25 protein-coding genes are annotated in these 24,687 nt (G+C 68.3%); 13 read left to right on the top strand and 12 right to left on the bottom strand.

The features are described 5' to 3' along the window. Window positions 1–57 precede the first annotated feature (57 nt). The 3 genes from NC4_RS08755 to NC4_RS08745 all read right to left on the bottom strand — a co-directional run bounded on the left by NC4_RS08755 (window position 58) and on the right by NC4_RS08745 (window position 4,447). On the bottom strand, window positions 58–2,148 hold the full coding sequence (locus tag NC4_RS08755; protein ID WP_067534805.1) for an ATP-binding protein: 2,091 nt from the start codon (window positions 2,146–2,148) through the stop codon (window positions 58–60). A 192-nt stretch (window positions 2,149–2,340) separates the two neighbouring features. Further along, entirely contained in the window at window positions 2,341–3,798 is a 1,458-nt protein-coding gene (locus NC4_RS08750; protein WP_067535999.1) for a phytoene desaturase family protein, read from the bottom strand. Window positions 3,799–3,868: 70 nt separating this feature from the next. Next, a complete protein-coding gene (locus tag NC4_RS08745; RefSeq protein ID WP_067534802.1) occupies window positions 3,869–4,447 on the bottom strand; it encodes a TetR/AcrR family transcriptional regulator in 579 nt (192 codons plus the stop codon). A 91-nt stretch (window positions 4,448–4,538) separates the two neighbouring features. Between NC4_RS08745 and NC4_RS08740 the strand changes: the two genes are divergently transcribed. From NC4_RS08740 to NC4_RS08730, 3 genes are all read left to right on the top strand, one after another. Beyond that, complete coding sequence (locus tag NC4_RS08740; RefSeq protein ID WP_067534799.1) at window positions 4,539–4,958, top strand: DUF4267 domain-containing protein; 420 nt, start codon at window positions 4,539–4,541, stop codon at window positions 4,956–4,958. 76 nt (window positions 4,959–5,034) lie between these two features. Continuing rightward, window positions 5,035–5,253 carry a DUF4287 domain-containing protein gene (locus tag NC4_RS08735; RefSeq protein ID WP_067535996.1) on the top strand — a complete coding sequence of 73 codons (219 nt, stop codon included), beginning with the start codon at window positions 5,035–5,037 and terminating at the stop codon, window positions 5,251–5,253. Between the two features lie 93 nt (window positions 5,254–5,346). Further along, window positions 5,347–5,853, top strand: a complete 507-nt coding sequence (locus tag NC4_RS08730; RefSeq protein ID WP_157554394.1) for a hypothetical protein — start codon at window positions 5,347–5,349, stop codon at window positions 5,851–5,853. A gap of 67 nt (window positions 5,854–5,920) precedes the next feature. Here the strand turns inward: NC4_RS08730 and manB are convergent, their stop codons facing one another. The 3 genes from manB to rfbD are packed head-to-tail and all read right to left on the bottom strand — an operon-like array spanning window position 5,921 to window position 8,833. Continuing rightward, window positions 5,921–7,012 (bottom strand): mannose-1-phosphate guanylyltransferase, encoded by a 1,092-nt coding sequence (manB, locus tag NC4_RS08725; protein WP_067534792.1) that lies wholly within the window; start codon window positions 7,010–7,012, stop codon window positions 5,921–5,923. Between the two features lie 22 nt (window positions 7,013–7,034). Beyond that, window positions 7,035–7,937 carry a glycosyltransferase family 2 protein gene (locus NC4_RS08720; RefSeq protein WP_067534789.1) on the bottom strand — a complete coding sequence of 301 codons (903 nt, stop codon included), beginning with the start codon at window positions 7,935–7,937 and terminating at the stop codon, window positions 7,035–7,037. Window positions 7,938–7,948: 11 nt separating this feature from the next. Continuing rightward, window positions 7,949–8,833: a dTDP-4-dehydrorhamnose reductase gene (rfbD, locus tag NC4_RS08715; RefSeq protein ID WP_084528704.1), complete on the bottom strand. Its 885-nt coding sequence runs from the start codon at window positions 8,831–8,833 to the stop codon at window positions 7,949–7,951. A gap of 293 nt (window positions 8,834–9,126) precedes the next feature. Here rfbD and NC4_RS08710 point away from each other — a divergent pair, with 293 nt between their 5' ends. The 4 genes from NC4_RS08710 to NC4_RS08695 all read left to right on the top strand — a co-directional run bounded on the left by NC4_RS08710 (window position 9,127) and on the right by NC4_RS08695 (window position 13,993). Further along, a complete protein-coding gene (locus tag NC4_RS08710; protein ID WP_067534786.1) occupies window positions 9,127–10,563 on the top strand; it encodes an LCP family protein in 1,437 nt (478 codons plus the stop codon). Beyond that, complete coding sequence (locus tag NC4_RS08705) at window positions 10,551–11,267, top strand: TIGR03089 family protein (protein WP_067534783.1); 717 nt, start codon at window positions 10,551–10,553, stop codon at window positions 11,265–11,267. Before NC4_RS08710 ends, NC4_RS08705 begins: the two co-directional genes overlap by 13 nt. A gap of 121 nt (window positions 11,268–11,388) precedes the next feature. Next, window positions 11,389–12,687: a cytochrome P450 gene (locus NC4_RS08700; protein WP_067534781.1), complete on the top strand. Its 1,299-nt coding sequence runs from the start codon at window positions 11,389–11,391 to the stop codon at window positions 12,685–12,687. A 10-nt stretch (window positions 12,688–12,697) separates the two neighbouring features. After that, window positions 12,698–13,993: a cytochrome P450 gene (locus NC4_RS08695; protein ID WP_067534778.1), complete on the top strand. Its 1,296-nt coding sequence runs from the start codon at window positions 12,698–12,700 to the stop codon at window positions 13,991–13,993. 6 nt (window positions 13,994–13,999) lie between these two features. Here the strand turns inward: NC4_RS08695 and NC4_RS08690 are convergent, their stop codons facing one another. After that, window positions 14,000–15,562 (bottom strand): carboxylesterase/lipase family protein, encoded by a 1,563-nt coding sequence (locus NC4_RS08690; RefSeq protein ID WP_084528700.1) that lies wholly within the window; start codon window positions 15,560–15,562, stop codon window positions 14,000–14,002. A gap of 98 nt (window positions 15,563–15,660) precedes the next feature. Then, window positions 15,661–16,854, bottom strand: coding sequence for an RNA-guided endonuclease InsQ/TnpB family protein (locus tag NC4_RS38790; RefSeq protein WP_084528698.1), 1,194 nt, complete (start codon window positions 16,852–16,854; stop codon window positions 15,661–15,663). A gap of 37 nt (window positions 16,855–16,891) precedes the next feature. On the opposite strand from NC4_RS38790, the gene NC4_RS38785 reads away from it, so the two are divergent. Next, window positions 16,892–17,221, top strand: a complete 330-nt coding sequence (locus NC4_RS38785; protein WP_369690704.1) for an FmdB family zinc ribbon protein — start codon at window positions 16,892–16,894, stop codon at window positions 17,219–17,221. A 246-nt stretch (window positions 17,222–17,467) separates the two neighbouring features. Here the strand turns inward: NC4_RS38785 and NC4_RS42305 are convergent, their stop codons facing one another. Further along, window positions 17,468–17,647, bottom strand: coding sequence for a hypothetical protein (locus NC4_RS42305; protein ID WP_067534772.1), 180 nt, complete (start codon window positions 17,645–17,647; stop codon window positions 17,468–17,470). Between the two features lie 318 nt (window positions 17,648–17,965). Then, window positions 17,966–18,616: a serine/threonine-protein kinase gene (locus NC4_RS42300; RefSeq protein ID WP_067534769.1), complete on the bottom strand. Its 651-nt coding sequence runs from the start codon at window positions 18,614–18,616 to the stop codon at window positions 17,966–17,968. 210 nt (window positions 18,617–18,826) lie between these two features. On the opposite strand from NC4_RS42300, the gene NC4_RS08670 reads away from it, so the two are divergent. Genes NC4_RS08670 through NC4_RS08650 form a run of 5 tightly spaced genes read left to right on the top strand, consistent with a single transcriptional unit; the run spans window position 18,827 to window position 21,201 of the window. After that, complete coding sequence (locus NC4_RS08670) at window positions 18,827–19,159, top strand: YbaB/EbfC family nucleoid-associated protein (protein ID WP_067534766.1); 333 nt, start codon at window positions 18,827–18,829, stop codon at window positions 19,157–19,159. A 13-nt stretch (window positions 19,160–19,172) separates the two neighbouring features. Continuing rightward, complete coding sequence (locus NC4_RS08665) at window positions 19,173–19,478, top strand: hypothetical protein (RefSeq protein WP_067534765.1); 306 nt, start codon at window positions 19,173–19,175, stop codon at window positions 19,476–19,478. Continuing rightward, window positions 19,475–20,428, top strand: a complete 954-nt coding sequence (locus NC4_RS08660) for a DUF6973 domain-containing protein (protein ID WP_067534762.1) — start codon at window positions 19,475–19,477, stop codon at window positions 20,426–20,428. Before NC4_RS08665 ends, NC4_RS08660 begins: the two co-directional genes overlap by 4 nt. An 18-nt stretch (window positions 20,429–20,446) precedes the next feature. Then, window positions 20,447–20,680 (top strand): hypothetical protein, encoded by a 234-nt coding sequence (locus NC4_RS08655; protein ID WP_067534759.1) that lies wholly within the window; start codon window positions 20,447–20,449, stop codon window positions 20,678–20,680. Between the two features lie 8 nt (window positions 20,681–20,688). Continuing rightward, complete coding sequence (locus NC4_RS08650; RefSeq protein WP_067534756.1) at window positions 20,689–21,201, top strand: hypothetical protein; 513 nt, start codon at window positions 20,689–20,691, stop codon at window positions 21,199–21,201. Here the strand turns inward: NC4_RS08650 and NC4_RS08645 are convergent. Both NC4_RS08645 and NC4_RS08640 read right to left on the bottom strand, forming a co-directional pair. Continuing rightward, window positions 21,185–22,369 (bottom strand): VWA domain-containing protein, encoded by a 1,185-nt coding sequence (locus tag NC4_RS08645; protein WP_067535987.1) that lies wholly within the window; start codon window positions 22,367–22,369, stop codon window positions 21,185–21,187. The genes NC4_RS08650 and NC4_RS08645 overlap by 17 nt on opposite strands. A 17-nt stretch (window positions 22,370–22,386) precedes the next feature. Further along, window positions 22,387–24,660: a DUF5682 family protein gene (locus tag NC4_RS08640; protein ID WP_067534753.1), complete on the bottom strand. Its 2,274-nt coding sequence runs from the start codon at window positions 24,658–24,660 to the stop codon at window positions 22,387–22,389. Between the last annotated feature and the right edge of the window lie 27 nt (window positions 24,661–24,687).

Genomic DNA, 24,687 nt, shown 5'->3' with positions numbered 1-24,687 from the left:
ATACGGTGGGACGGTCCAGTTCCCGGGTGCGCCCGCGCGGCGGTACAGCTGTTCCGCCTACGCGGTCCGACCGAGACCGAGCAGCATGAAGGCGGGGCCGATCCAGCCGAACAACTCGTTGCGAATATCGCCGAGGCGGGACGGCGGTAATCGGTGCTCGGGGGATTCGGTGTAGCCGTGATGGTGGCCGACCGCGGTGAGCAGTGATGCGTGGGTGCCGAAGGCGGCGGGGTGCTCCAGCGGGGACAACAGCGCGAAACCCGCACCGCTGAGGCGTAATGCGGTGCCGAATTCGCCGCGCGCCTGGGCGCAGGCGGCCTGCGCCACGAGCAGATGCCAGCGCGCCATCGGCCCGCCCACCCGGTCGACGCACCAGGCCAGGGCGGCGACGGCGCGCTCGGCCTCGTCGAGTCTGCCGCGTTGCCAGTGCACGTCGGCCGCCCACAGCCAGCCGAGCATCTCCACCGCGGGCCGCCGCGCATCGCGGCCCACCCCGATCATGCGGGTCGCGAGGGTCTCCCGTTCGGTGACGTACTCCGTTCCGCTGCACGCGAGTTGGCGGGAGGCCAGGGCCGCGGCGAAGGCGTCCCGGTCGCCCGAAAAGAAGGCATGCCGCAGGGCGGCGGACGAGATCTCCCGGACATCCTCGTACTCGCCCAGATAGAGCAGGGTTTCGGCCTTTCGGGCCAGCACCCGTGCGCACAGCGCCGACTGCGCTTCGGTCAGCTGGGCCAGGGCGTCGTCGCAGCGGTCGCGCAGTTCCCGATCCCAGCCGCGTTCACCGATGGGCTCGACCACCAGGGCGGCCTCGGCAAGGAGTTCCGCGTCACCGAGTCGGCGGGCGGCGGCGAAGGCCTCCGCGCACGCCGTGCCCGCCGCCTCCAGCCTGCCGCAGCGCACGGCCGCCGCGGCCTTGGCGAGCAGTAATCGCACCCGATCCGCGGCATCGGCCACGGGCGTGTGGCCCAGCGCCTGCCCGTACAGGCGATCCGCCTCCTCGTAGGCGAGCCTGGCCGCGGCGTGATCAGCGGCCCGCCGCGCCCAGCGCGCCGCGCGGTCCCGGTCCCCGGCAATGGCGGCTTCGCCCGCGTGCCTTGCCAATTCGGCCAGATGCGCGTCCAGCTCACCGGCGCACAGTTCCTCGATCGCCGCCACGGCGCGGTCGTGCAGCAGCACGCGCCTGTGCATCGGCAGCGCCGACGCGAGCGCGGCGCGCACAATGCCGTGGCTGAAGGTCACCCGGTCCGCAGAGCGGCCCGGCGTCAGCAAGGCCGCGCGAATCGCCTCGTCGGCCAGGGGCAGGCACTCCATCATCGGGCGCTCCACCAGCCGGGCGGCAACGGCGAGCGAGACTTCCTCACCGAGCAATGCGGCCGCCGACAGCAATTCCCGCGTCCCGGGCGGCAGTCCGTCCACCCGGGTACGCACGACATCGACCAGCCGCGGCGGCAGCGCGGGCACTCCGGCATCAGGATCGGACCACACCGATCGGCCGAGCTCGCGAATATAGAAGGGATTGCCGCCTGTCAGCGCACGCACCGTCCGCGCGAGCTGCGCGTCGACCTCCCGATCCGCGACGACCGCGAGATAACTGTTCGTCTCCTCGACCGAAAAGCTCGGCACCGTCAGACTTTCGACTACCGCCTCGGACATCAACCGGGGTTTCACCGCTCGCCATCCGGGTGTTTCGTCATGCTGCCGTTCGGCGGCGCAGAGCAGTAATCGCCTGCCGCGCAACGACCGCACCACATGCAGCAGCGCGACCAGCGACGGTTCGTCGGCCCACTGGATATCGTCGACCACCAGCAGCCCGCCGGTGGCATCGGTGGCCTCGGCCAGCCGGTCGACTATGCGCTCGAACAGTGTCGCCCGGTCGGCGGGTCCGTCACCCGCGGTCGCGCCGAGAACCTGGCGCCACAGCCAATAGGGCGGGGCATCGGACAATTCCAGCGAGCGCGCCCACAGCACCGGCACACCCCGCCGCTCCGCATCCCGCGCCAACTCGGTCAGCAGCCGCGTCTTGCCGATGCCCGCCTCGCCCGAGCAGACCACCATGTGCGGCCGACCACCGATCGCCCCGCTCAATGCCTTCCGCAGCGCGGCGAGCTCAGTGGCCCGCCCGACCAGCACGGACTCGCCCGAATGCATGACGCCAGCCTAGGCACAACCGCCTGCCTCCGCTGCCCGATCGCCCCTCCCGTTCCGCACACCGCCCGGCCTTCCGTGCGGCCGCCGCCTTGTCGGACGAGACATCCCGCTGCGGCGGCGATTCGCCTGACGATCGCATGCACTCGCAGCACAAGCGGCCCGGTGCCCATGGCCGCGCACGCGTCACGCGCGTCAGTAGATCGCGCGGAGCAGGTCGAGCAGATCGGTGCGGTTGCCGAATTCGTGGCGGAGGGCGTGGCGGGCGGCGTAGAGGCCGTTCATGCCGTGGACGCCGGGGCCCGGGGAGGTGGCGGAGGAGCAGAGGTAGACGCCCGGCAGCGGGGTGCGGTAAGGGTTCCAGCGCGGGACGGGGCGGAATACCGTCTGGCGGAAGGTCATTGCGCCCGCGGAGATATCGCCGCCGATGTAGTTGGGGTTGTGGGCGGGCATGGTGGCGGCGGTGCGGACGTGGGTGGCGAGGATGAGGTCGCGGAAGCCGGGGGCGAAGCGTTCGACCTGGGCGGTGATCGCTTCGGTCAGGTCCCGGGTGGAGCCGTTGGGGACGTGGGCGTAGGTATAGAAGGTGTGCTTGCCCGCGGGGGCGCGGGTGGGGTCCACCACGCCGGGCTGGATGGCCAGCACGAACGGGCGCTCGGCGTGTTTGCCTGCGGCCACGGCCTTTTCGGCGGCCACGGCTTCGGCGCGGGTGCCGACCAGGTGCAGGGTGCCCGCGCGGTCGCAGCCGAGTGCGCGCCAGGGCACCGGGCCGGACAGGGCGAAGTCGACCTTGCAGGCCGCGCCGCCGTAACGGAATGCGCCGAGTTGTCCGGCATAGCCGGACGGCAGGCGATCGGCGGCGATGCGCTGGAATTCAGCGGGGGCCAGATCCAGCAGAACCGTTCGGACATCGTCGAATTCGTCGATGGAGTCGACCCGGTGGCCGGTCATGATCTTGCCGCCGTGGCGGCGCAGGTCGGTGGCGAGAGCATCGATGATGGCCTGGCTGCCGCCGCGCGGAACGGGCCAGCCGCGCACGTGCGCGAGGGTCCCGAGGAGCATGGCGACGCCCGCGCCCGGGATGCCGCGCGGCGGGCGAATGGCGTGCGCGGCGACGCCGGTCAGTAGCGCGGGCGCGATGTCCTCGCGAAAACGCAGGTTCCACAAGGGAGTCGACTGCTCGACCAGGCGACGGGCGAAACGCACGCCGGTGGCGATATCGAGGGGCGGGTGGCGCAGGTCGGACATGCCGAGGCCGACCACGCTCTCCCACTCGCGGGCCAGTGGTCCGAACAATCCGCGCCAGGCCCCGCCGTCGCGGCCAAGACCGTCCACGGTGTGGTCGAGATCGCGCCAGGCCAGCCCGGCGTGCCCGTCGTCGAGGGGATGCGCGTAGGACACCTGCGGCGCAAGCAGTTCGCCCCCGTGCAGTCCGAGGTCGAAGGCCCGGAAGAACGGCGACGCCACCGCCATGGGGTGCGCGCCCGCGCACAGGTCGTGCCGGAAGCCGGGCAGCGTGATCTCGGCGGTGCGGCAGCCGCCGCCAAGGGCGTCGGCGGCCTCGTAGACCTCGACCTCGAGCCCGGCGCGCGCCAGGATCACCGCCGCCGCAAGCCCGTTGGGCCCCGACCCGACCACGACCGCATCAACCATGATCACAGCCTAGGCCGGATCGGCGGCCGACCGGCCCGACCGTGACGAACCACGCGCCGAGCAGTTCGGCTCAGCCGCGGCCGGTCCACTCCGCGAGCAGAATATCCAGGCGCTGGGCACGAAAGTCCGGCCGCAACCGGCCACCTCGATCCAGGGTGGCGAGGCCGTGCAGGGCGCTCCACGCTACCTCGGTGAAGGTCTCCACATCATGGGGCGGTGCGAAGGGCGCGAAGGTCTGCAGCAGTTCGAAGAAGGCGTCCTTCAACTGCTGCGGCGCCTCCGGCCCGAACTTCAGATCGGTGCGGAGCATGAACATGGCGTCGTAGAGCGCCGCGCTGTCGCGGGCGAACGCCAGGTACCCCTCGGAGACGGCGCGTACCGCCGCTTCGGGGCTGTCCGCCTCCTCCCGCAGTTGCCTGGTCACGGCGGCCAGTTCGGCGGCGCCTTCCAGGGCGACCGCGGAGACGATGGCATCCTTGCCCGCGAAGTGGCTGTAGAGCACGGGCTGGCTGTACTCGATGCGATCGGCCAGGCGGCGGACCGTCACCGCGTCCCAGCCCTGGGGCTCGGCGAGTTCGCGGGCCGTGTCGATGATGCGCTGGTGGCGGTCGGCGCGTTCGCGTTCCTTACGGTTCTGGATCGGGTTCACACCGATACTTTAGCACCGCTAGACAATCTACCCGTGCATGAGTTAGCGTTGCTTCATCAGTTAGCAGCGCTAGATTTTGGAGCACAGTCTCATGAACCTCTCCCGAATCGCCACCGTCTTCTCCCTCATCGGCGCGGCCTTCATCCTCTACATCGGCATCAGCTACCTGCTCGCTCCGCAGTCCATCGCCCCCGATTTCGGGCTGCCCGCCAGGCCGAGCGGCGAGGCCGAAGCCTTCATGAACCTGAAGGGCGTGCGCGACACCGTCTCCGGCCTGCTCATCCTTTCCCTGCTGGCCGCGCGACAGCGGTTCGCGCTGGGCATCATGACGCTGGTTCTCGCCCTGGTCCCGATCGGCGACATGCTGACCGTGCTGCGCTGGGACGGCTCCACCGCGGCTGCCTTCGGCATCCACGGACTGACCGCGGTGTTCGTCGCCGTGACCGGCCTGCTCCTGGTGCGCGAAGGCCGCGCTGCCACAGCGGGATCCACCGCCCCACCGCATCCGTGACCCCCGTCACAGCGCGATGAGTTCCGGCGGGGTCGGCCGTCTCCAGTTCGACACCACACGGACCAAGGAGATCCCCATGGCGACCGCCAAGCCGCACGGCCCCGCTTCCTACTTCCCCTCCATCGAGGCCAAGTACGGCCGGACCATCGACGAGTGGTTCGCCGTGCTCCGGGAGACCGGCGTGACCGGCCACAAGGATCTGGTCAACCTGCTCAAGACCGACCACGGCTTGGGGCACGGCCACGCCACGGCCCTGGTGCAGTACCACCTGAACCCGGAGAAGTGGGCTTCCTGATCTAGAATCACTGATCTGCACGTGGCTTTACCAGCACTTTCTCGCACGGCGTGACAACGAGTTACCCGAATCGACGAAAGGGAAAGGCCCGCAATGTCAGTGCGAAAATCCGCAGCCGCCGCCCTCGCCCTGGGCGCGCTGTTCGCCCCCGCGATCATTGCCGCCGGACCGGCGCAGGCCGCGCCGATCCAAGGATCCTGCTCAGGTGGTCAACTCAATATGAACACCAGCCCCATCAGTATGAATGCGGGGCCGATCACCGCACAGGTCGATGGACAGCTGACCGGTTGCACTGGAACACCCGGTCAAACCGCCAAGTTCGTCGGAGATTTCCAGGGCGACGGCAGTTGCTTCGATGTGAACGGCAACTTCAACGGCCAGCTCATCTGGGGCAATGGTCAAACCCACAGCGTTTCCGGCCCGTACCACGTGGCGGGCGGCCCGACCCCGCCGTCCTCGACCAAGACTGTGCCCATCGCGGATGGCGGAGCCGTGACCATCACCCAGGCCGGACCCGATTCCGGCGCGGTGTTCGGCCCGTGCATGGAGGGCACCGCTCGCCAGCTGAATGTCCCGGTGCTCGCCGCCTCGTTCGGCTAGCCCGACCGTCGAAACGCAATCGGCCGCTCGCAGTGCGAGCGGCCGATTGCATTGTGCGGCAGCTGTTCTATACGTCGGTGGAGAAGCGGATGCCGCCGTCCGGGATATTCACTCCCGGCCACACCCGTGCACCGCGTAGTAGTTCGCAACGCGCCCCGACCTCCGCGCCGTCACCGATCACGGCATCGCGCACCAGGGCGCGCGGGCCGATCTTGGCACCGAAGCCGATGATCGAACGTTCCACGGTCGCACCGGCTTCCACCACCGCACCGTCGAAGAGGATCGCGCCGTCGAGCCGCGCTCCCGCGCCGACCTCGGCGCCGCGGCCGACCACGGTGCCCCCGATGAGCAGCGCGCCCGGGGCGACACCGGCGCCATTGTGCACCAGCGATTCACCCCGCTGACCCGGCAGCGCGGGCGAGGGGGCGATACCGCGCACCAGATCCGCGGAGCCGCGCACGAAATCCTCCGGGGTGCCCATATCGCGCCAGTAGGAGGTGTCGACATGGCCCTGGATGTGCGCGCCCTCGGTCAGCAGCGCCGGGAAGACCTCCCGCTCCACCGACACCGGACGGCCCGCCGGAATCTTCTCGATGTATTCGCGGCGGAAGACGTAGCAACCCGCATTGATCTGATCGGTCGGCGGATCCTGGGTCTTCTCCAGGAACGCGGTGACCTTGCCGGTCTCGTCGGTGGGCACGCAGCCGAAGGCGCGCGGATCGCTCACCCGCACCAGGTGCAGGGTGACATCGGCATTGGAGGTGTGGTGGGTCTCCAGCACCGCGCCCAGATCGGTGCCGCCGAGCACATCGCCGTTGAACACCATGACGGTGTCGGCGCGCAGCTTGGGCAGCACATTGCGAATGCCCCCGCCGGTGCCCAGCGGCTGGTTCTCGAAGACGTAGTCGATCTCGAGACCGAGTTCGGAGCCGTCGCCGAAGTGGTCCTCGAACACCTCCGCCTTGTAGGAGGTGCCCAGGACGACGTGTCCGATACCGGCGTCGGCTATGCGCGCCAGCAGATGCTGCAGGAACGGCAGTCCGGCCGTGGGCAGCATCGGCTTGGGGGCGGACAGGGTCAGCGGACGCAGGCGGGTGCCCTGGCCCCCGACCAGGATGACCGCATCCGTCGACCCGGCATCATTGCCGTTGTTCGCCATCTTCTCCCCTGCTGTCAGGTGGTCAGGAATTGCCGCGCGCGGCGTCGCGTTCGCGCAGCGCAGATCGAACCGCAAGCTTGCAGCGGATCGCAAGTCCAGCCTTCAGCGCGACCCGCAGCGGAGCCTGCCACCAGTGCGGATGCCGGTCGGCCTGGAAACGGTAGGCGCTGGCGTGATGCGCCGGGAGCATGGTTTCCGGGTGGCGACCCGCGGCGTGCCCTTTGGCGTGCGTGACCTCCGCGGACGGCACGAAAACATTGTGCCAGCCCGCCTTGCCCATGCGGTCGCCGAAGTCCACATCTTCCATGTACATGAAGTAACGGGAGTCGAAGCCGTCGATGGAATCGAAGGCGGCGCGCCGCACCAGCAGACACGAGCCGGACAGCCAGCCCACGGTGCGCTCGGAGATCTGCTCGTTCTCCTGGCGGTAGCGCCGCGTCCAGGGGTTGCCGGGCCAGACGGTGCCGAGGATGGCGTGGCCCGCGCCGTCGAGCAGGCCGGGCACCGAGCGGGCGGACGGGTAGACGCTGCCGTCCGGCTCCAGCACCATGGGGCCCAGGGCCCCGGCGCGCGGCCAGCGGCGGGCGGCGGCGAGCAGCTCGTCGAGCGAATCGGTGCCCCAGCGGATATCCGGGTTGGAGATGACGATGAACTCGATATCCGGATCGATCTCGGCGACCGCCCGGTTGATGGCCCCGCCGTAGCCGATATTGCCGCCGGTGTTCAGCAGCCGCACGTGTGCGTTGGCCTCGGCGACCAGTTCCGGCACGCCGTCGGTGGAACCATTGTCGGCCAGGATGACCTGCGGCTTCTCGCTGGTTGCGGTGGCTAGCGTGCTGATGAAGTGTTCCAGGTGCTCACCGGGCGAGTAGGTCACCGTGACGACGGCGATAGTCGGCCGTCCAGCAGAATCCGAGGGGCTCACGGACGCCCAGCCTAGTCGGAGATGGCGTGCAGTGCGTCGTTCAAGGCCTCGTGCCAGTCCCGCAGCGGGGTGAGCCCGGCGGCGGCCCAGGATCGGCCGGACAGCACCGAATACGCCGGGCGCGGCGCCGGTCTGGGGAAATCCGCGGTGCCGCAAGGATGTACGCGGTCCGGATCGGCCCCGAGGCCCGCGAAGACGGCCCGGGCAAAATCGAACCAACTGGCCTGTCCAGCATTGGTGGCGTGCAGAATTCGCGGAATCTCCGCATGCTCACCCGGTTCCAGCAACCGCTGCGCAAGCTCGATCAGACCGGCCGCGAGATCCGGTGCGTAGGTGGGCGTTCCGATTTGATCGTCGACCACGGTGATCGTCTCGCGCTCACGTTCCAGCCGCCGCATGGTGGCGACGAAGTCACTCCCCTGCCCGGTGTAGACCCAGGCTGTTCGGACAATGCGCGAATCGGGCGAAAGCTCCAGTACCGCCTGCTCTCCGGCCAGTTTCGAGCGGCCGTACACAGTGGACGGACCGGTCGGATCGGTGGGCTCGTAGGGCCGGTCCGATGTGCCAGGGAACACGTAATCGGTGGAGATGTGGATGAGCCGCGCACCCGCCTCGGCACACGCCGACGCCAGCACCGCCGGGCCGGTGGCATTGCCCGCGAACGCCGCGTCCACCTCTGATTCGGCCAGGTCGACAGCGGTATGGGCGGCGCAGTTGAGCACCACGTCCCCGGGCCGGACCACCGCGCGCACCGAGGCGGCGTCGACAATGTCGAGGTCGTCGCGGCCGTATCCGCGCGCGCCGGGCGCGAGCCGCAGCAGGGCGCGGCCCAGTTGCCCGCGCGCGCCCGTCACCACGAGCCGCGCGGTGATCGGTGTCACGGAGGCGGAATTCACGGCGGTCAGTCTGGCATGTCCGGACGCTACCGCGCACCTCCGGCCCACCTGCGGGAATGCCGTGCGCGGCCAGCCGCCCGCGCGGGCCGGGCACGACTCACGGAGCGCGGGCTACACCGACATGAACGACCGTCCGTCTAGCCTGCCCTAAGGGGCATTCCATCGGCACCACCTCGATCGCGGGGTGCGGTCGTCCGCATACGGGAAAGGATCAGGGGTTGCCGGACAGCACAATGGCATCCGCGCCGCTACCGTCGCGCCGCCCGGCCGGATCGCGGACGCGCGGGCTCCGCATGACGCCGCTGCGGGCACTCTCGGCGGCGGCCGCGGTGCTGGTGCTGGTGGCCACCGGGTTCGGCTGGCACAGCGTGGATCAGCTGGTGTCGAGCATCAACCGGATCGGCAATCTGGGCCTGGGCGGGGGCAAGGACGGCGCGGTCGACATTCTCATGGTGGGCATCGACAGCCGCACCGACGCGCACAGCAATCCGCTCACCGACGACGAGCGCGCCATGCTGCACGCGGGCGACGAGGTCGGGCTCAATACCGACACCATCGTGCTCATCCGGGTGCCCAACAACGGCGAATCCGCGACGGCCATCTCGATTCCGCGCGATTCGTACGTCGATATCCCGGGCCTCGGCATGGGCAAGATCAACTCCGCGTACGGCACCACCAAACTGAACGAGCAGCAGAAGCTCCTCGACAAGGGCGTCGATCCCGCCGAGGCCGATCAGAAGTCCACCCTCGCCGGGCGGCAGGCGCTCATCAAATCGGTCGCCACCCTCACCGGCCTGACCGTCGATCACTACGCCGAGGTCGGGCTGCTCGGTTTCGTCCTGCTCACCGATGCCGTGGGCGGCGTCGAGGTGTGCCTGAACAATGCGGTCTACGAGCCCATGTCGGGCGCGGACTTCCCGGCCGGGCGGCAAAGGCTGGACGGCGCACAGGCTTTGAGCTTCGTCCGGCAGCGACACGAGCTGCCGCGCGGCGATCTGGACCGGATCGTGCGCCAGCAGGTGTACATGGCGCAGCTGGTGCACCAGGTGCTCAGCGCCAAGACGCTCACCAATCCGGGGCGGTTGCAGGAGCTCAGCACCGCGGTGGGCCGCACGGTGGTGCTCGACGACGACTGGGATGTGCTGGCCTTCCTGCAGCAGTTGCAGGACCTGTCCGGCGGGCAGGTGAAGTTCGAGACCATTCCGGTCAAGGATCTCAACGGCTGGACCGATGACGGCGAATCGGTGGTGCGGGTCGATCCCGTCGCCGTGCAGAAGTACGTCGCGAAAATGGTCGGCGAGGACAAGGACTCCTACGCCGAAACCGGCGGCGTCGATCCCTCGACCGTCACCGCCGATGTGTACAACGCCAGCGGACTCGGCGGACTGGCCGGGCAGGCGGCGCAGGCCCTGGCCGCCAAGGGTTTCCGCACCGGCACCGTGGACAACTGGATCGGCGGGCCGATCCAGAGCAGCCGGGTGCTGGCCGCCAGCGCGGGCGATCCGAAGGCGCGGGCGGTGGCGCAGGCCCTGGGCGGCCTGCCGGTGATCTCCGAGGCCGGGCTGGCGCAGGGGGCGGTCCGGGTGGTGCTGGCAAGTGACTACTCTGGTCCGGGTTCGGCGACGGCGAGCGGTGAGACGGGCATGTTCACCAGCTCGTCCACCATGACGCCGGTACCCCCGGCTCCACCTATAGATGCAGGGCAGAACGGACCCAAATGCGTGAACTGAACGAGACCCTCACCGAAGCGGTGCTCGACCCCATCCTAGCCCGCGATCCGGCGGGCCCGCGCATCACCTATTACGACGACGCCACCGGTGCGCGCATCGAACTGTCCGCGCTCACGCTGGCCAGCTGGGCGGCCAAGACCGCCAATATGATCGGCGACGAATTCGGGCTGTCCTCGGGCAGCCGGGTGGCCGTGCTGCTGCCCGCGCACTGGCAGACCGCGGCCGTCCTGCTGGGCTGCTGGTGGGCCGGTGTGGAGGTGGTGCTGCACGCCGATCAGGACGCCGAACTGGCGCTGGTCACCGCGGACCGCATCGACGAGGCCGGGGATATTCCGGAGATCGCGGCGCTGTCGCTGGATCCCATGGGCATGCCGGTTCGCGATCTGCCGATTGGAATCACCGATTACGCTACCTCGGTGCGCGTGCACGGCGATCAGTTCCGGCCCGGCGGCATCGGCTGCGCGCTGGACGGCATGTCGGTCTCGGAAGCGCTGGAAGCGGCACGGAAATCGGCCGCTCGGCAGGGGTTCACCGCCGGTGATCGGGTGCTGTCGACGACATCCTGGGACACCCCGGCCGAACTGATCGACGGTTTCATCGCGGTACTCGCGGCGGGCGCGTCATTGGTGCAGGTCAGCAACCCGGACACGGCCGCGCAGGAGCGCCGTGTCGCCTCGGAGCGGGTGACCGCACAGCGTTCTTGAGAGGATCGCACAGCGTACCCGAGTCCTACCCCGGTAGGAGCGTTCGTTCCCTCCTCGGGATGTTTTCCACCCCACTGGATTTCCGTACCGTGGAGACCATCCGACGACGAGGGAGTCAGCGATGGTCAGCCCGCGCTACTGGGTCCGATGGTTCTCCGAACAAGGCATAGCGCGCTACGGCATGCGGCTACAGGCCCGCCGCGGTGATGCCTTCGCGCGACTGCACGCCAGCGCCGCCGGACTGCACGACCCGTACCCGATCATCGAGGGCGTGCGCGCCCAGGGCCGGATGGTGCGCTCCCCGCTGAGCTGGATGACCGCCGACTACGAACTGTCGCGGGCCATGCTGCGCGACAACCGCTTCGGCGTCTTCGCCATCGAGGCGGTGGCGGTGCCCGGACCGCTGCGCCGGTTCATTCGCTCCGCGCCCATGCCCGCCAATCCGGTGGAGCCGCCGTCCATGCTCATGACCGATCCGCCGGAGCACACCCGGCTGCGCAAATCGGTCTCGGCGGCCTTCACGCCGCGCGCCATCGGCCGATTACGCGATCGGGTGGAATCGGTGACCGCCGAGTTGCTCGACGCGCTGCCCGACAATGGCGCCGCCGATCTGGTCGGCGCCTACGCCGCCCAGGTGCCGATCGCCATCATCGCCGACATGCTGGGCTTCCCGGCCGCCAAGCGCGGGGAGTTCCTGGCGTGGGGGGATGCCATGAGCCCGCTGCTGGATCTGGGCATCTCCTGGCGCACCTGGCGGGATGCGCTGGTCTCCATGCAGACCATGGACAACTACTTGGACGAGCACATTGCCCGATTGCGCCGGGAGCCGGGCGAGGACATCCTGTCCAGCCTGGTCGCGGCGGGCGATCTCACCGATCCGGAATTGAAGGCCACCGCGAGCCTGCTCATGGGCGCGGGGTTCGAGACCACCGTCAACCTCATCGGCAATGGTGTGGTGCAACTGCTTTCGCATCCCGAGCAACTGGCTCGGCTGCGGGAGGAACCCGAATTGTGTTCGCAGGCAGTGGAAGAGGTGCTGCGCTTAGACGCGCACGTACAGACCACCGGACGGGTCGTCCTGTCCGACAACGAGTTCGGCGGTGTGCGCTTGCGCCGGGGCAGCACGGTCGTGGTGTCACTGGCCGGGGCCAATCGCGATCCGAACGTCTTCGAGGATCCGAACCACTTCGACATCACCCGCGCGAACGCCAAGGATCACCTGTCGTTCTCGAGCGGTATCCACGTCTGTCTCGGCGCGAGCCTGGCCCGGATGGAGGCCGCCTACGCGCTGCGCGCGCTGTTCGACCGCTTCCCCGACCTGGCGCTGGCGGGCACGCCGCGACGTCGGCCGCTGTTCACCCTGCACGGGTATTCGCATATGCCCGCGAGGCTGGGCCGTCGCGCCGCGGCCACGGTCTGAGCGAGCGATCATGAAGCCGCGGTACTGGTTCCGATGGGGGCTCGAACACGGGGCGGTGCGGGCGCTGCTGCGCTGGCAGGCCCGCCGGGGTGATTCCTTCGCGCTGCTCATGGGCAGCGCCGACGGTATCCGCGATCCGTATCCGCACCTGGAGGCGCTGTGTGCGCGGGGGCGGCTGGTGCCCACCCCGTTCACCTGGGTGACCACCGATTACGAGCTGTGCCGGGCCATCCTGCGCGACAACCGGTTCGGGGCGTTCACCATGGACCGGCTGCCCGCGCCCGCGACGCTCCTCGAGGTGGCGCGGTCGGCGACGCTGCCCGCCAGTCCGGTAGAGCCGCCCGCCATGCTCATGATCGATCCGCCGGAGCACACGCGGCTGCGCAAATCGGTGTCGGCGGCCTTCACGCCGCGCGCCATCGGGCGATTGCGCGACCGGGTGGTGTCGGTGACCGCAGAGCTGCTGGACGCCCTGCCCGACAATGGTTCCGCCGATCTGGTCCCGGACTTCGCCGCCCAGGTGCCCATCGCCACCATCTCGCGCATGCTCGGCTTCCCCGAGCAGGACCGCGAGATCTTCCTGGGCTGGGGCGAACAGGTCACGCCGCTACTGGATTTCGGCGTCTCCTGGCGCACCTGGCGGGGTGCGGCCGCGGCCATCGCCGCGGCGGACACCTATCTCGATCGGCACATTGCCGAGTTGCGGCGCACACCCGGCGAGGACATCCTGTCCAGTCTGGTCACCGCCGGTGACCTGGACGACGGCGAACTGAAGGCGACCTCGACGCTGCTCATGGGCGCGGGCTTCAAGACCACCGTCAACCTCATCGGCAATGGTGTGGTGCAACTGCTTTCACATCCCGAGCAGCTGGCGCTGCTGCGGGCGGAGCCGGAGCTGTGGCCGCAGGCCGTGGAGGAGATCCTGCGCTTCGATCCGCCGGTGCAGTCCACCGCCCGGGTGGCGCTGTGCGATGTGGAGCTGGATGGCGTCACCCTGCGCGCGGGCAGTGCGGTGGCGCTGACGCTGGCCGGGGCCAATCGGGATCCGAAGATGTTCGAGGAGCCCAACCGGTTCGATATCACCCGGCCAAATGCCAGGGAGCACCTGGCGTTCTCGAGCGGTATCCACAGCTGTCTGGGCGCGAGCCTGGCGCGCATGGAGGGCGCGCACGCGCTGCGGTCGCTGTTCGAACGCTTTCCGGGACTGGAACTCTCGGGCACGCCGCAGCGACGGCCGCTGCACAACCTGCACGGGTACGCCCGTATGCCCGTACGGCTGGGTCACCGCGCGCCCGCCGCGGCGTGACGGGCGCTAGTAGAAGCCGACGACCTCGCCGCCCCAGACCGAATTGCGGTCGTGGTCCGGATCGGCCAGGACCCGGTCGACGGCATCGACGACCAGGGTGTTGCGGGTGCTCGCCTGATAGGGCGGCCAGTGCTTGGAGCCGTCCAGGGCGGCGGGCACCCCGTGCTCGGCGAAGGCCAGCCAGCGGCGCATCATGCGGCCCGAAATCTCCTGTGCCGCTTTGCGTCCGACCAGCCAGAAGGACGGGTCGTAGTCGAAGGAGCCGAAATTGCCGAAGATGTACGGCAATTCGGTGGCGTGACCGGCGCCGACGCGGGCCGCCTTCAACATGGGGGTGGCATGGTCGAAGCGATACATCCAGGTCGGCGAATGCGCGGAGTGCGCGTTCGCGACCCAGTGCGCGGGCATTCGGAAGGCGGCATCGGTGGACATGATCATAGCGCTGCGCGGATTGCTCAGATCACCGTAGGCGGAGGCGATTTCGGCAATACGCTCCGGTGACATGCCGGGATGCTCGGCCGCCACCCCGCGCAGCATGGCGTTCACCGCGTCCGGGGTGACCGGCATGATGGGCGAGCGGAACACCCGGAACAGCGAGGCCTCGTCCTTGTTGGTGCCGATGATCAACGGCACGCGATGCGAACGCCCCTCCTGGAAGCGCTCGCTCGGATAGGCGGGCAGCAGCTCGCCGTCCACCACCGGCGCGGCGGCCAGGCGGCCCGGCTCGCGGGTGGGCACCTCGTCGAGCAGGATGCCCGCGCCGGTGATCAGCCGCTCGATCGGCATATCGAGGAGCTCTCCGGCATGCTCGGCGCCCAGTTCCAGGATCTCCAGGAAGCGCTTGGCCACGCCCGCGGCATAGCCCGGGCCGAATACCGTGGTGGCGGGCGGGGATTGGGCGATGGCCCGGTGGAACAGCCCGGCCGCCCGGGGCGCGGTGAGCAGGGCGGTGACGCAGCCCGCGCCGGAGGATTCGCCGAAGACGGTCACATTGCCCGGATCGCCGCCGAAGGCCGCGATATTGTCGCGCACCCACTCCAGGGCGGCGAGCTGATCGTGCAGGCCCAGATTGGGGACGAACTCCGGTCCCAGCGAGGACAGATCGAGGAAGCCGAGCGCGCCCAGCCGGTAGTTCACCCCGACCACGATGACGCCGCCGGTCTCGGCCAACCGGCGGCCGTCGTAGATGGCCTGCGCGGCGGTGCCCAGGCAGAACGCGCCGCCGTGGATCCACACCATGACCGGACGCGGCTCCGCGGCGGGTTCGGCAGGAGCCCAGACATTCAGCCAGAGACAGTCCTCGCCCATGCGCAGCCCGGAATCCACCGGGACGAATCCGGCGCTCTGCGGCGCCACCTCGCCGAACTCCGCGCAGTCGCGCACACCCTCCCAGGACGGCGGTGGCTGCGGCAGCCGGAAGCGGTTCGCGCCGCCCGCGTCGGCGGCATAGGGAATGCCCCGCCACACCGCGACCGGACCCTGTCTACGGCCTCTCACCTCGCCGGATCCGGTTCGTGCCACCGGATCGGTGTCCTCCTGGGACATCGTGTCGAAGAACCGAGTGCTCATATCGGACAGACCTTGACTTCCTCGTACTCCGTAATTGACCTCCTCCCTACCCGAGGGCGGGGATTCCAATCCGCTACACGGATTGGAGCGGTAATACCTCACGGTTTTCCCGCTGGTTCCTGCTTCACAAACCGCCCAATGGCGAGGTCTCCACAGGCTGTGACCGCCAGCCCGGCGGCCAGTATGTTCTTAGCAGCGTTGACGTCCGCATTCTCGCTGTGTCCGCAACTGGTGCACCGGAACCGCGCTTGGCTCTCACGCGACCGTGGGTCCACGCTGCGGCAGCTAGAACACGTTTGCGACGTGTACGCTGCCGACACCTTCACAACCTCCGTACCAGTCAGACGGGCGACGCTGCGCAGAGCGAGCTCGAACAGATGCCAACCTTTGTCCAGAATGGCACGATTCAATCCTGATTTCTGTGCGACATTCCTACCCGGTTCGTTGATGGTTCCCCGCGCCGAAGCCGTCATATCCCGGGTTCGCAGGGCTTCCAGCACAACAAGAGCGTTCGCGGTAGCGATCCGGTTGGCTGTCCATGCAGTGAAGTCCTTTCGCCTGTCGCGTTCTCGCAGCTTCAACTCATGCAACGCCGCACGGGTCTTCCGACGATTCGCCGAACACTTCGGTTGCCGGGCGAGTTTCTGCTGAAGCCGTCGCCGCCGGATTCGTTCTCCATCGGAAGTGAACGCACGGTTCCGGGTCCGACCGTCCGAACACGCAACCGCGACTATCACGCCTCGGTCCACGCCGACCGCTGTATTCGGCCGGGCGTGCTGCTCGGGTGTGCAGACCCCAGTCTCGACAAGGAAGGAGATATACCAATGCTGCCCATCGCGAGACACGGTGGCCGATCGGATCGCACCACCCAACGCCTTGGTCCAGCGGAACCGGACCCAACCGAACTTTGGCAACTTCACCCGCCCCCACCGCCGGTTCAAGCGCTCCACCTGAATTTTCGAGCCCTCAGGAAACCGGAACGACGGCTGCCACAGTCGTGCCGAACGCCACCGGACTTTGAACGGTCCCTGATCCTGACATGCTCTGTCCAGATCCATGAGCGTCTGCTGGAGGCAGTGACCAGGGGCAATTTTCAGCCACTCATGCTCCAACTTGGCTTCAGCGAGCTCTCGGGCTTGCGACACGTAGTTCAAAAGTGCGCCTCGCCGCCGGTATTCACGTCGCTGTTCTAGTCCGGTGTTCCAGACCGCTCGGCATGCCGCGCCAACCTGCTCGGCGTATTCGGCCTGCGGGGTAGTCAAGGCAAGGCGATACTTACGCCCTGTCAGCACGACATCACCAGTCTTTCGATCATGCGTTCGAGGCTAGGTGGGTCGGTCGCGACACAACAAGGCCAGCCGAGCGACACGCCAGCTTCCCTTCGCCCCCGATCAGATTGCCTGCCAGCGCTTACCATTCGCCAGCGCATACCCTGGGCGTGTGCCGAATTATGCATACCGATGCCGCAGCTGCGGCGACACCTTCGAGAAGAACCGTCCTATGGCCGAAGCGTCAGATCCGGCGACCTGCCCGCAGGGGCACGAGGACAGCGTGAAGTTGCTGACCACGTTTGGGGTCGTCAGCAGCGGTGGGGGCAGCGCGCCGATGCCGACCGCGTCCGCGGGTAGTGGATGCTGCGGCGGCGGGTGCTGCGGCTGATCACACCCGCGCCCTGATCACCTCGGACACGGCATTCATTCGCCAGATCGAGATGCAGCAGAGAATCGATGCGCCGCTCGTCGCCAGGAACGCCTTGACGGCCCTGAACCGTCACACCCCAACTTGGTTGCTTGCGAGCGGGACGTGCTCCACCATCTGAACATACCCGGACACCATCAACTTCCGTCTTCCCTTCGCCAGTCGCATGGGTCGGCAGACTGACGTCATGATTGACTCGTCTAGGGCTTAACGGGCCAGGATGACCGCACCGGCAATGATCAGGATGATGATCACCGCGGTGACACCGGCGATGATCAAACCGACCGGGGCCGAACTCTCCTGCTGCGGCCGGAACGTCGGCGGCGGCGTCGGCCGGTTCTGATACTGCGGGCTCTGATAGCCGGGACCCGAGGTCGACGGGGGCAAATACGACGACCGCTGGCTGGGCGGCGGCGTCGAATAGGACGGTACGGGCGCCGGATTCGGATAGCCCGGACCCGTACCCGGCGCGCGGGGCCCGTCACCGGTCGCGGTGCGGACTGCGGCGGCGAAACCACTTGCTGCGGCCGCGCGGGCGTCGGCGGCCGGGGTGGTACGCCCTGCGGTTGCACGATGGGCTGTGGCCGCACCGGCGTCGGCGGGCGCGGCGGTGCGGCCGGGGCCGACAGGGCGTGCTCGACGGCCGTCGCGAACTCGACGCAGGACCGGAACCGATCCTGCGGCCGCTTGGACAGCGCCCGCGAATCACCGCCGCCGGGCTGGTGCCCTCGAACGGCACCGCCCCGTGAGCAGCTGGAACATGGTGCACGCCAGCGCGTACTGATCGGACCGGCCGTCAATGGTCGCGCCGGTGAGCTGCTCGGGCGAGGCGTACGCCAGCGTGGCGGTCACGGTCCCGGTCTGCGTGAGATGCCCGGTGTCGTCCCGCAGCCGCGCGATACCGAAGTCGGTGAGATACACCCGCTCCCCGCTGGCCCCCGCCGAAGCCCGGGCCAGCAGAATGTTCGCCGGTTTCACATCCCGATGCAGCACGCCCCGCCCATGCGCGTAATCCAGCGCCTTGGTCGTCTCCCCGATGATCTGCGCCGCCCGCATGGGCGGCAGCGATCCCGGATTCACCGCCGAGGCATTCACCCCGTCGATGTACTGCATCGAGATCCACAGCTGCTCACCCTCGGTCCCCCGGTCGTACACCGTGACGATATTCGGATGATCCAACTGCGCGACGAGATCCGCCTCCCGGACGAACCGAGCACGAATCTCCTCATCGGAGAACATCTCCTGATTCAGCAACTTCAACGCGGTCTTCCGCGGCAGCCGTGGATGCCGAGCCAGATAAACCGACCCCATACCGCCGCGACCGAGCTCGCGTTCGATGACGTAACCGGCGAACACATCACCAGGGTGCAAAGCCGAGCCCCCGTTTCCACGAGACAGATCCGCTGGCAGCGTATCAGCGTCCGCCCTCCCGCCTCCTCGGTCCGACGCGGACAGTGCCCGCCATCAGGGCAGATTGCCTGATTGATGCCCGTCCAGTACGTTTTTTGAACGTCGATCGGGGTTCTGAGGATCGGCTTGCAGCCGAAGGGTTTTGGAAGGGTGGGGATGGTCGAGGACGTGCATCGCGCCGAGCGGATCGACGAGGCGATAGGCAAGGTGCGGAGCCGGGCACAGTCCAATGGCGGAACCGTATCCGTCGAGGTCGACGCCTACAAGATGATCACGGACATTCGGATCGCGCCGCATGCCATGGGCGCGGAGCCCGCGAATCTCGCGCGGGTGATCGCCGCCCTGCACCGCAAGGCCAGCGAGGACGTCGAAGCCGCGGCCCGGCGGGTGTTCGAGGAGTTGACCGCCCCGCGTCCGGCCGCGGCGGTGCTCTCCCCCGCCGAGTGGGACGACGATCCGCGTCCGACTCCGATCACGTTCTCGATGTGAGGGGCCGGGAAAGATGACGGTCGCTTTCGACCCGGAGAAGATGCGCACGCTGGCCACCTACGTCCGGGACCGCGCGAATGCCATTTCGGGCAAGACTCCCGTGGCGGGAACCAGCCGTGACGCCGCCCGCAGCACCGCGGGCAACGGCATGCTGCACTCGTCGATCGCGGTCGCGGTCGAGGAAACGTTGAAAACGCTGGATATAGTGCTGACCAAATACCATGTCCGCACGCTGGGACAGATCGCGGACACCACCGACGCCGCCGCGACCGCGGCCGAGGCCATGGACGCGGGTAATGCGGAACGGTTTCCGAAATGAGCGATGACGAGGGATCCAAGCTGACCGTGCCGGTGGTGCTCGGGTGGAATCTGAGCCATCTCCGCGATGTCGTCACCACCCTGCAGAAGGTCCGGCCGGAGATCGAGGCCGAAATGACCGCGGCCGCCGGGGAGTTCGCCAAGTCGGACGAGTACTTCATCGGTGAGGGCGGAAACAAGGCCCGCGAACGCGCCGCGGCCGAGAAGACCGACGGGCTGGGCACCGTCGATGTCTACGAGACGCTCGCGGGCCGGATCACACCCATTGTCAATACGTTCCAGATCGAGATCGCCAAGATCAAAGCGGCGGTCGTGGCGACCGAAGCCTCGGAATGGGATTTGTTCTATACCGATCACGGCGATGTGATGTCGCGCAAATCGAATTGGGAGACGGCGAAGGCCAATTGGTGGTATCCCATTTCCGCGGTCGCCAAGAAAGAGCTGGAGATCATGGCCATCGCCAAGATCTTCCGAGAGGCCCTGGCGGAGATTCGGGTGACCGATGCGGGCATCGCGCAAATCGCCGGTGTTCTCGAGGATCTGACGAAGACCGTGAAGCTGGGGTTGGCCAATATCCCGACGGATGAGAAACTTGCCAGCATTCTGCTCGACAATCAGGTGGGCACCGCGGAGACGGTGGTGTGGCCGAGCGGCATGATCTTGGAGACCATCCTCGTCTGGAATCCGGACTTCAAGCCGGAGCAGATGACCGTTCCCGAAGCAGCCGTCCTGACGGCGCTGTTCAACACCCAGGGCCCCTTCGCGTTGCAGGACTTCTACAACATCAAGAACCAGGCGGTGAGCACCGCCGAGGAGCTGTACCCGAATTCCATCAACGACGGTCAGGGCGACGCGTTCCGCCACACGTACTGGAACGCGCTGATGACCGACCGATTCGGTGAGGACTTCGCCAATGCCTACGCCACATCGCATGAATTGACCGGTGGCTAGCCTTCGCACCGCGAAGCGATGGACCTCTACAACAACAATCTGGGCCGTGAGATCGCCACCAGGCCCGGCGTTACCGCCGAGAACCTGAAGAGCGAGGTGCAGGCGGCGGTCAACCAGGGGCAGGCGATCGTCATCGGTACGAAGGGTGACGGTGGTGACCCTCAGATCGGTTGGAGTGGCGGTCAGAACGGTATACCCGAGGTCGATACTGGCCTGCCCCCAGGCACTTACGTTCCCCTTCCGACCCAGTGATGAGGCCGATGCACACGATTCGAAGTATTGCTTTCGCCACCGCTGTCGCAGGACTCCTCAGCGGCTGTTCCAGCCTGGCGAATCAGGGCGTCGCCGAGCCTGTCTGCTCCGCGACGTTCGATCTGCTCAACAATGCTGAAGTACTCGGATCCGGTGAGCGTTTCAACGCCGAACTGGAGCGCTCGAAGAAGCGCACCGAGCCCTTCTTGATGGTCGAGGTCACGCGGGCAGCTGGTTGGTCAGACGACTGGGATCGGCTTGTCGAGGTACAGACGAACACCACTTCGGGCAAGCTGAACAAGAAAGCGGAAACGGCCAGCTGTTGGAAGAACCTGCCGGAGTCCCACGGGGATGAGTACGACCCGCCGGAGTTCTATCTGTTTGTCAAGGACGGGAAGCCCGTTCAGGCTGTGCGATGGCCGAGTGTCGTCGGTGTGATCAGGTTCGGCGACCATGCCGCAGTGACGAAAGAGTCGGTGATGGCGATCGACGACCGAGGCTGGGTCAGCGCTCAGCCGTAGTGGCAGCGCGTCCGGCGTTGGCGTGTGCCCACGCCCCGACATCTCCCTTGTCCAGCGCGACCGCGAGCAGGTCGGGGAAGCGGTCGGGGGTGCAGGCGAACGCAGGGACACCCAGGGCGTTCAGGGCGGCGGCGTTGTCTCGGTCGTAGGCAGGGGCGCCTTTGTCGGAGAGAGCGAGCAGGACTACCACCTGGACTCCGGCTTCTTTCATGGTGCGGATGCGGCGGAGCATTTCGGCTCGGACTCCGCCCTCGTAGAGGTCGGAGATGAGGACGAAGAGGATGTCCGCCGGGCGGGTGATGAGGGATTGGGAGTAGGCGATGGCTCGGTTGATGTCGGTGCCGCCGCCCAACTGGGTGCCGAAGAGGACGTCCACGGGGTCGGCGAGTTTCTCGGTGAGGTCGACCACTGCGGTGTCGAAGACGACGAGAGAAGTCTTCAGGGAGCGCATGGTGGCGAGGACCGCGCCGAAGACCGAGGCATAGACGACGCTGGAGGCCATGGAGCCGGATTGGTCGATGGCGAGGACCACGTCGCGGCGGACCGCTTGGGCTTTACGGCCGTAGCCGACCAGCTTTTCGGGGACGACCGTCTTGTGCTCGGGGAGGTAGTTGGCGAGGTTCTTGCGGATTGTGCTGTTCCAGTCGATATCTCGCAGTTTGGGGCGGGAGGTTTTCGCGGCGCGGTTGAGGGCGCCGCCGACGGCGGCGACGGTTTGGGCGGCCAGGCGGCGTTCGATTTCGCGGACCACTTTTTCGACGACCATGCGGGCGGTGGCCTTGGTGGTCTCGGGCATGACGCGGTTGAGGCTGAGCAGGGTGCCGACGAGGTGGACGTCGGGTTCGACCGCTTCCAGGAGTTCCGGTTCCAGCAGGAGCTCGGTGAGGTTGAGGCGGTCTACGGCATCGCGCTGCATGACCTCAACCACCGTGGACGGGAAATAGCGGCGGATATCGCCGAGCCAGCGGGCCACCTGGGGTGCGGAGCCGCCCAGGCCGCCGGAACGGCGGCCGCCTCGGGCGCGTTGCCCGTCCGAGTCGTAGAGCGCGCCCAGCGCGCGGTCCATGGCCACATCGTCGGCGGCGCCGAGGGCGCCCAGGCCGGATTCGGCCGCGCCGCCGAGCACCAGACGCCAACGGCGCGATTGCAGTTCGTCGGTCTCGGTCATGGCATTCCCTTCGTTCATCAGGCCATGCCCAGGATTTCGGCGGCGGCGCGCAGGGCGATCTCGCCGCGAGGGATGTCGTACTCGGTGGTCGCCGGGGCCGAGGCGGCCGGTGCACCGTGGCGTACCGCTTGGCCGATGGCCTGGCGTTCACCGGATTCGAAGGCGCCGAAGGTGCGGCGCAGCAGCGGGAGGGTGATGACGAATTGCGGTTCGTCCAGGGCGCACAGCCAGGTGTCGATGAGGGACAACAGGTTCCGGTCGTGCACCAGCAGCAGCCCGCGGCCGCCGAGGAATCCGTCGATCCAGGCCGCCTTGTCGGCCGCGGTGCGGCCCACCGAGAGCGCCGCCGATAGTCGACGGGCGGATTCCTCCGCACCGATGCGTTCGGCATCGCAGAGCAGCCCCACGGCGCGGCCGGACAGCCCGCCGTGGACATCGTCGCGGTCGGCCAGGCCCTGTAGCGCGGATTGCCATGTGGCGGTGGCCCATTCGTCATTGCGCGCCGACAGCGCCTGGTGCACCGCGTCGATCAGGGCGCGGAGCTCCGCGGCGGCATCGCCGTCCAGGCCGGTGACCGCGCCGGGCAGGCCCGCGCAGCCGCGGACCAGCAGGCTGTCGGCGACCCGGGTGAGCGCCGCGGTGTCGGTGCCGCGCACATCGCCGTAGCGGAGCGTGCGCAGCACTCCGGGCAGGGCCGCGAGCAGGTGGGTGACATCGTGATCCAGGGCCGCGACCGATTCCAGTCGGGCGATGAGCCCGTCTGTCGCACCGCCCAGATCGGCGAGCAGCACCGATTCCAGCGCGGCGGCGACCTGACCCACCTTGGCGTCGGGCGCCGCCACCAGATCCAGGATCTTGGCCTCGGCGGCGGTCCGCAGGGTGGTGCCCCAGCGCGCCGCCTCCACCACGGCGACCGCGAGCTCCGGTCGCCATTGCAGCGTCCAGGTCTCCCGGAAGGTGCCGGTATTGCGGACCTGACCGTCGGTGAGCCTGCCCCAGTCGATGCCGAGCAGCCGGAGCCGGTGCAGCAGGCGGGATCTCGCGACCCCGCCGTCGGTGCGCAGGTCCAGATCGAGATGCTTCTCGAGGACCTGCTGTTTGAGCCGCAGTGTTTTGATCTGCGCGCGCAGATCGGCTTCGAGGGGCACCGTCGGCGTCCCGTCGGGCACCGCGCCCATGGCCTCGCCGACCACGAGTTCGGTGCTGACCAGCCGCAGCATGGTCTCGTCACCATCGCACAGCACCGCCCGCGTCGCCTCGGTCACCTCGGACAGACCGGCCAGGGGACGCTCGCGCAGGATGGCGAGAGTCTCCGCCAGCCGGACGGATTCGATGATGTGCGCGCTCGACACCGGCAGATCATGCTGCCGCAGCATGCCCGCCACCTTGGTGAGCCAGCGGGTGATGGGCTGGTCGGTCTGCGTGAACAGGTGGTGGTACCAGCCGGGTGAGGTGATGCCCGCGCCGTAGCCGGAGGAGCTGGCCAGGCGGGAATGCGTCCACGGCACCCAGGTCAGCGTGGCCTTGCCCTTGGGCAGGCCCTTGAGCAGCCGGGTATCGGCCGTGGCCGGGCCGAGCGGGCCCTCCAATGCCGGTGCGTGCCAGGCGCCGCACACCACGGCCAGCCGCTGTGCGCCGTCCTTGAGCGCCTTGCGCATGACCTGCCGCATATGCGCCTCGCGCCGCAGGGTGTGCGGATCGACCACGATCCGCTGCGTGGCCGGGTTGATCGGCCGCGCGGCGGGATCGGCCGCACCGGGCTCGAAATCACCGGTGGCCGCCTCGGTTTCGCCGGTGTCCTGCTCGGCGTGCTCCCGCAGCGCCGCCATCACCTCGTTGACGGCGGCGAAAATATCGGCGTCCGAGGTTGATTCGACAATGGCGTCCCACCAGCGCTCGGCATCGTCGTACCCGCCCGCGGCCGCCAGCAGGGCCAGCGGATCGGTCCAGTCGCCCGGTTCGTCGTTCATGGCCAGCGTCGTCGCCGCGGGCAGATCGCAGAAGCCCACGGCCACAACGTTTTCCGCCGCATAGCCCAGGGCCTGCCATTCCGGCGAGAACACCGCGAAGGGCCACATGGCGGCCTTGGACGGCTGATCCGGCTGATAGCCGAGCAGGGCGACCGGCGGCTCCATCCCCGCGGCCGAGGCGTACCCGATGAGCGGGTCGGCATCGGCCGGGCCTTCGATGAGAATCGTGTCGGGACCGAACTTTTCGAGCGCCAGGCGCAGCGAGCGCGCCGAGCCGGGGCCGTGGTGACGGATACCGAAGATCCGGGTCTCCGCCCCCACGGCGTTATCGGGACGACGCCCACCCGT

It is taken from the genome of Nocardia crassostreae, assembly GCF_001613405.1.
Lineage (GTDB): Bacteria > Actinomycetota > Actinomycetes > Mycobacteriales > Mycobacteriaceae > Nocardia > Nocardia crassostreae.
Note: the sequence above shows the minus strand (reverse complement) of the source record. Positions and strands in the feature narration are given on the sequence as shown.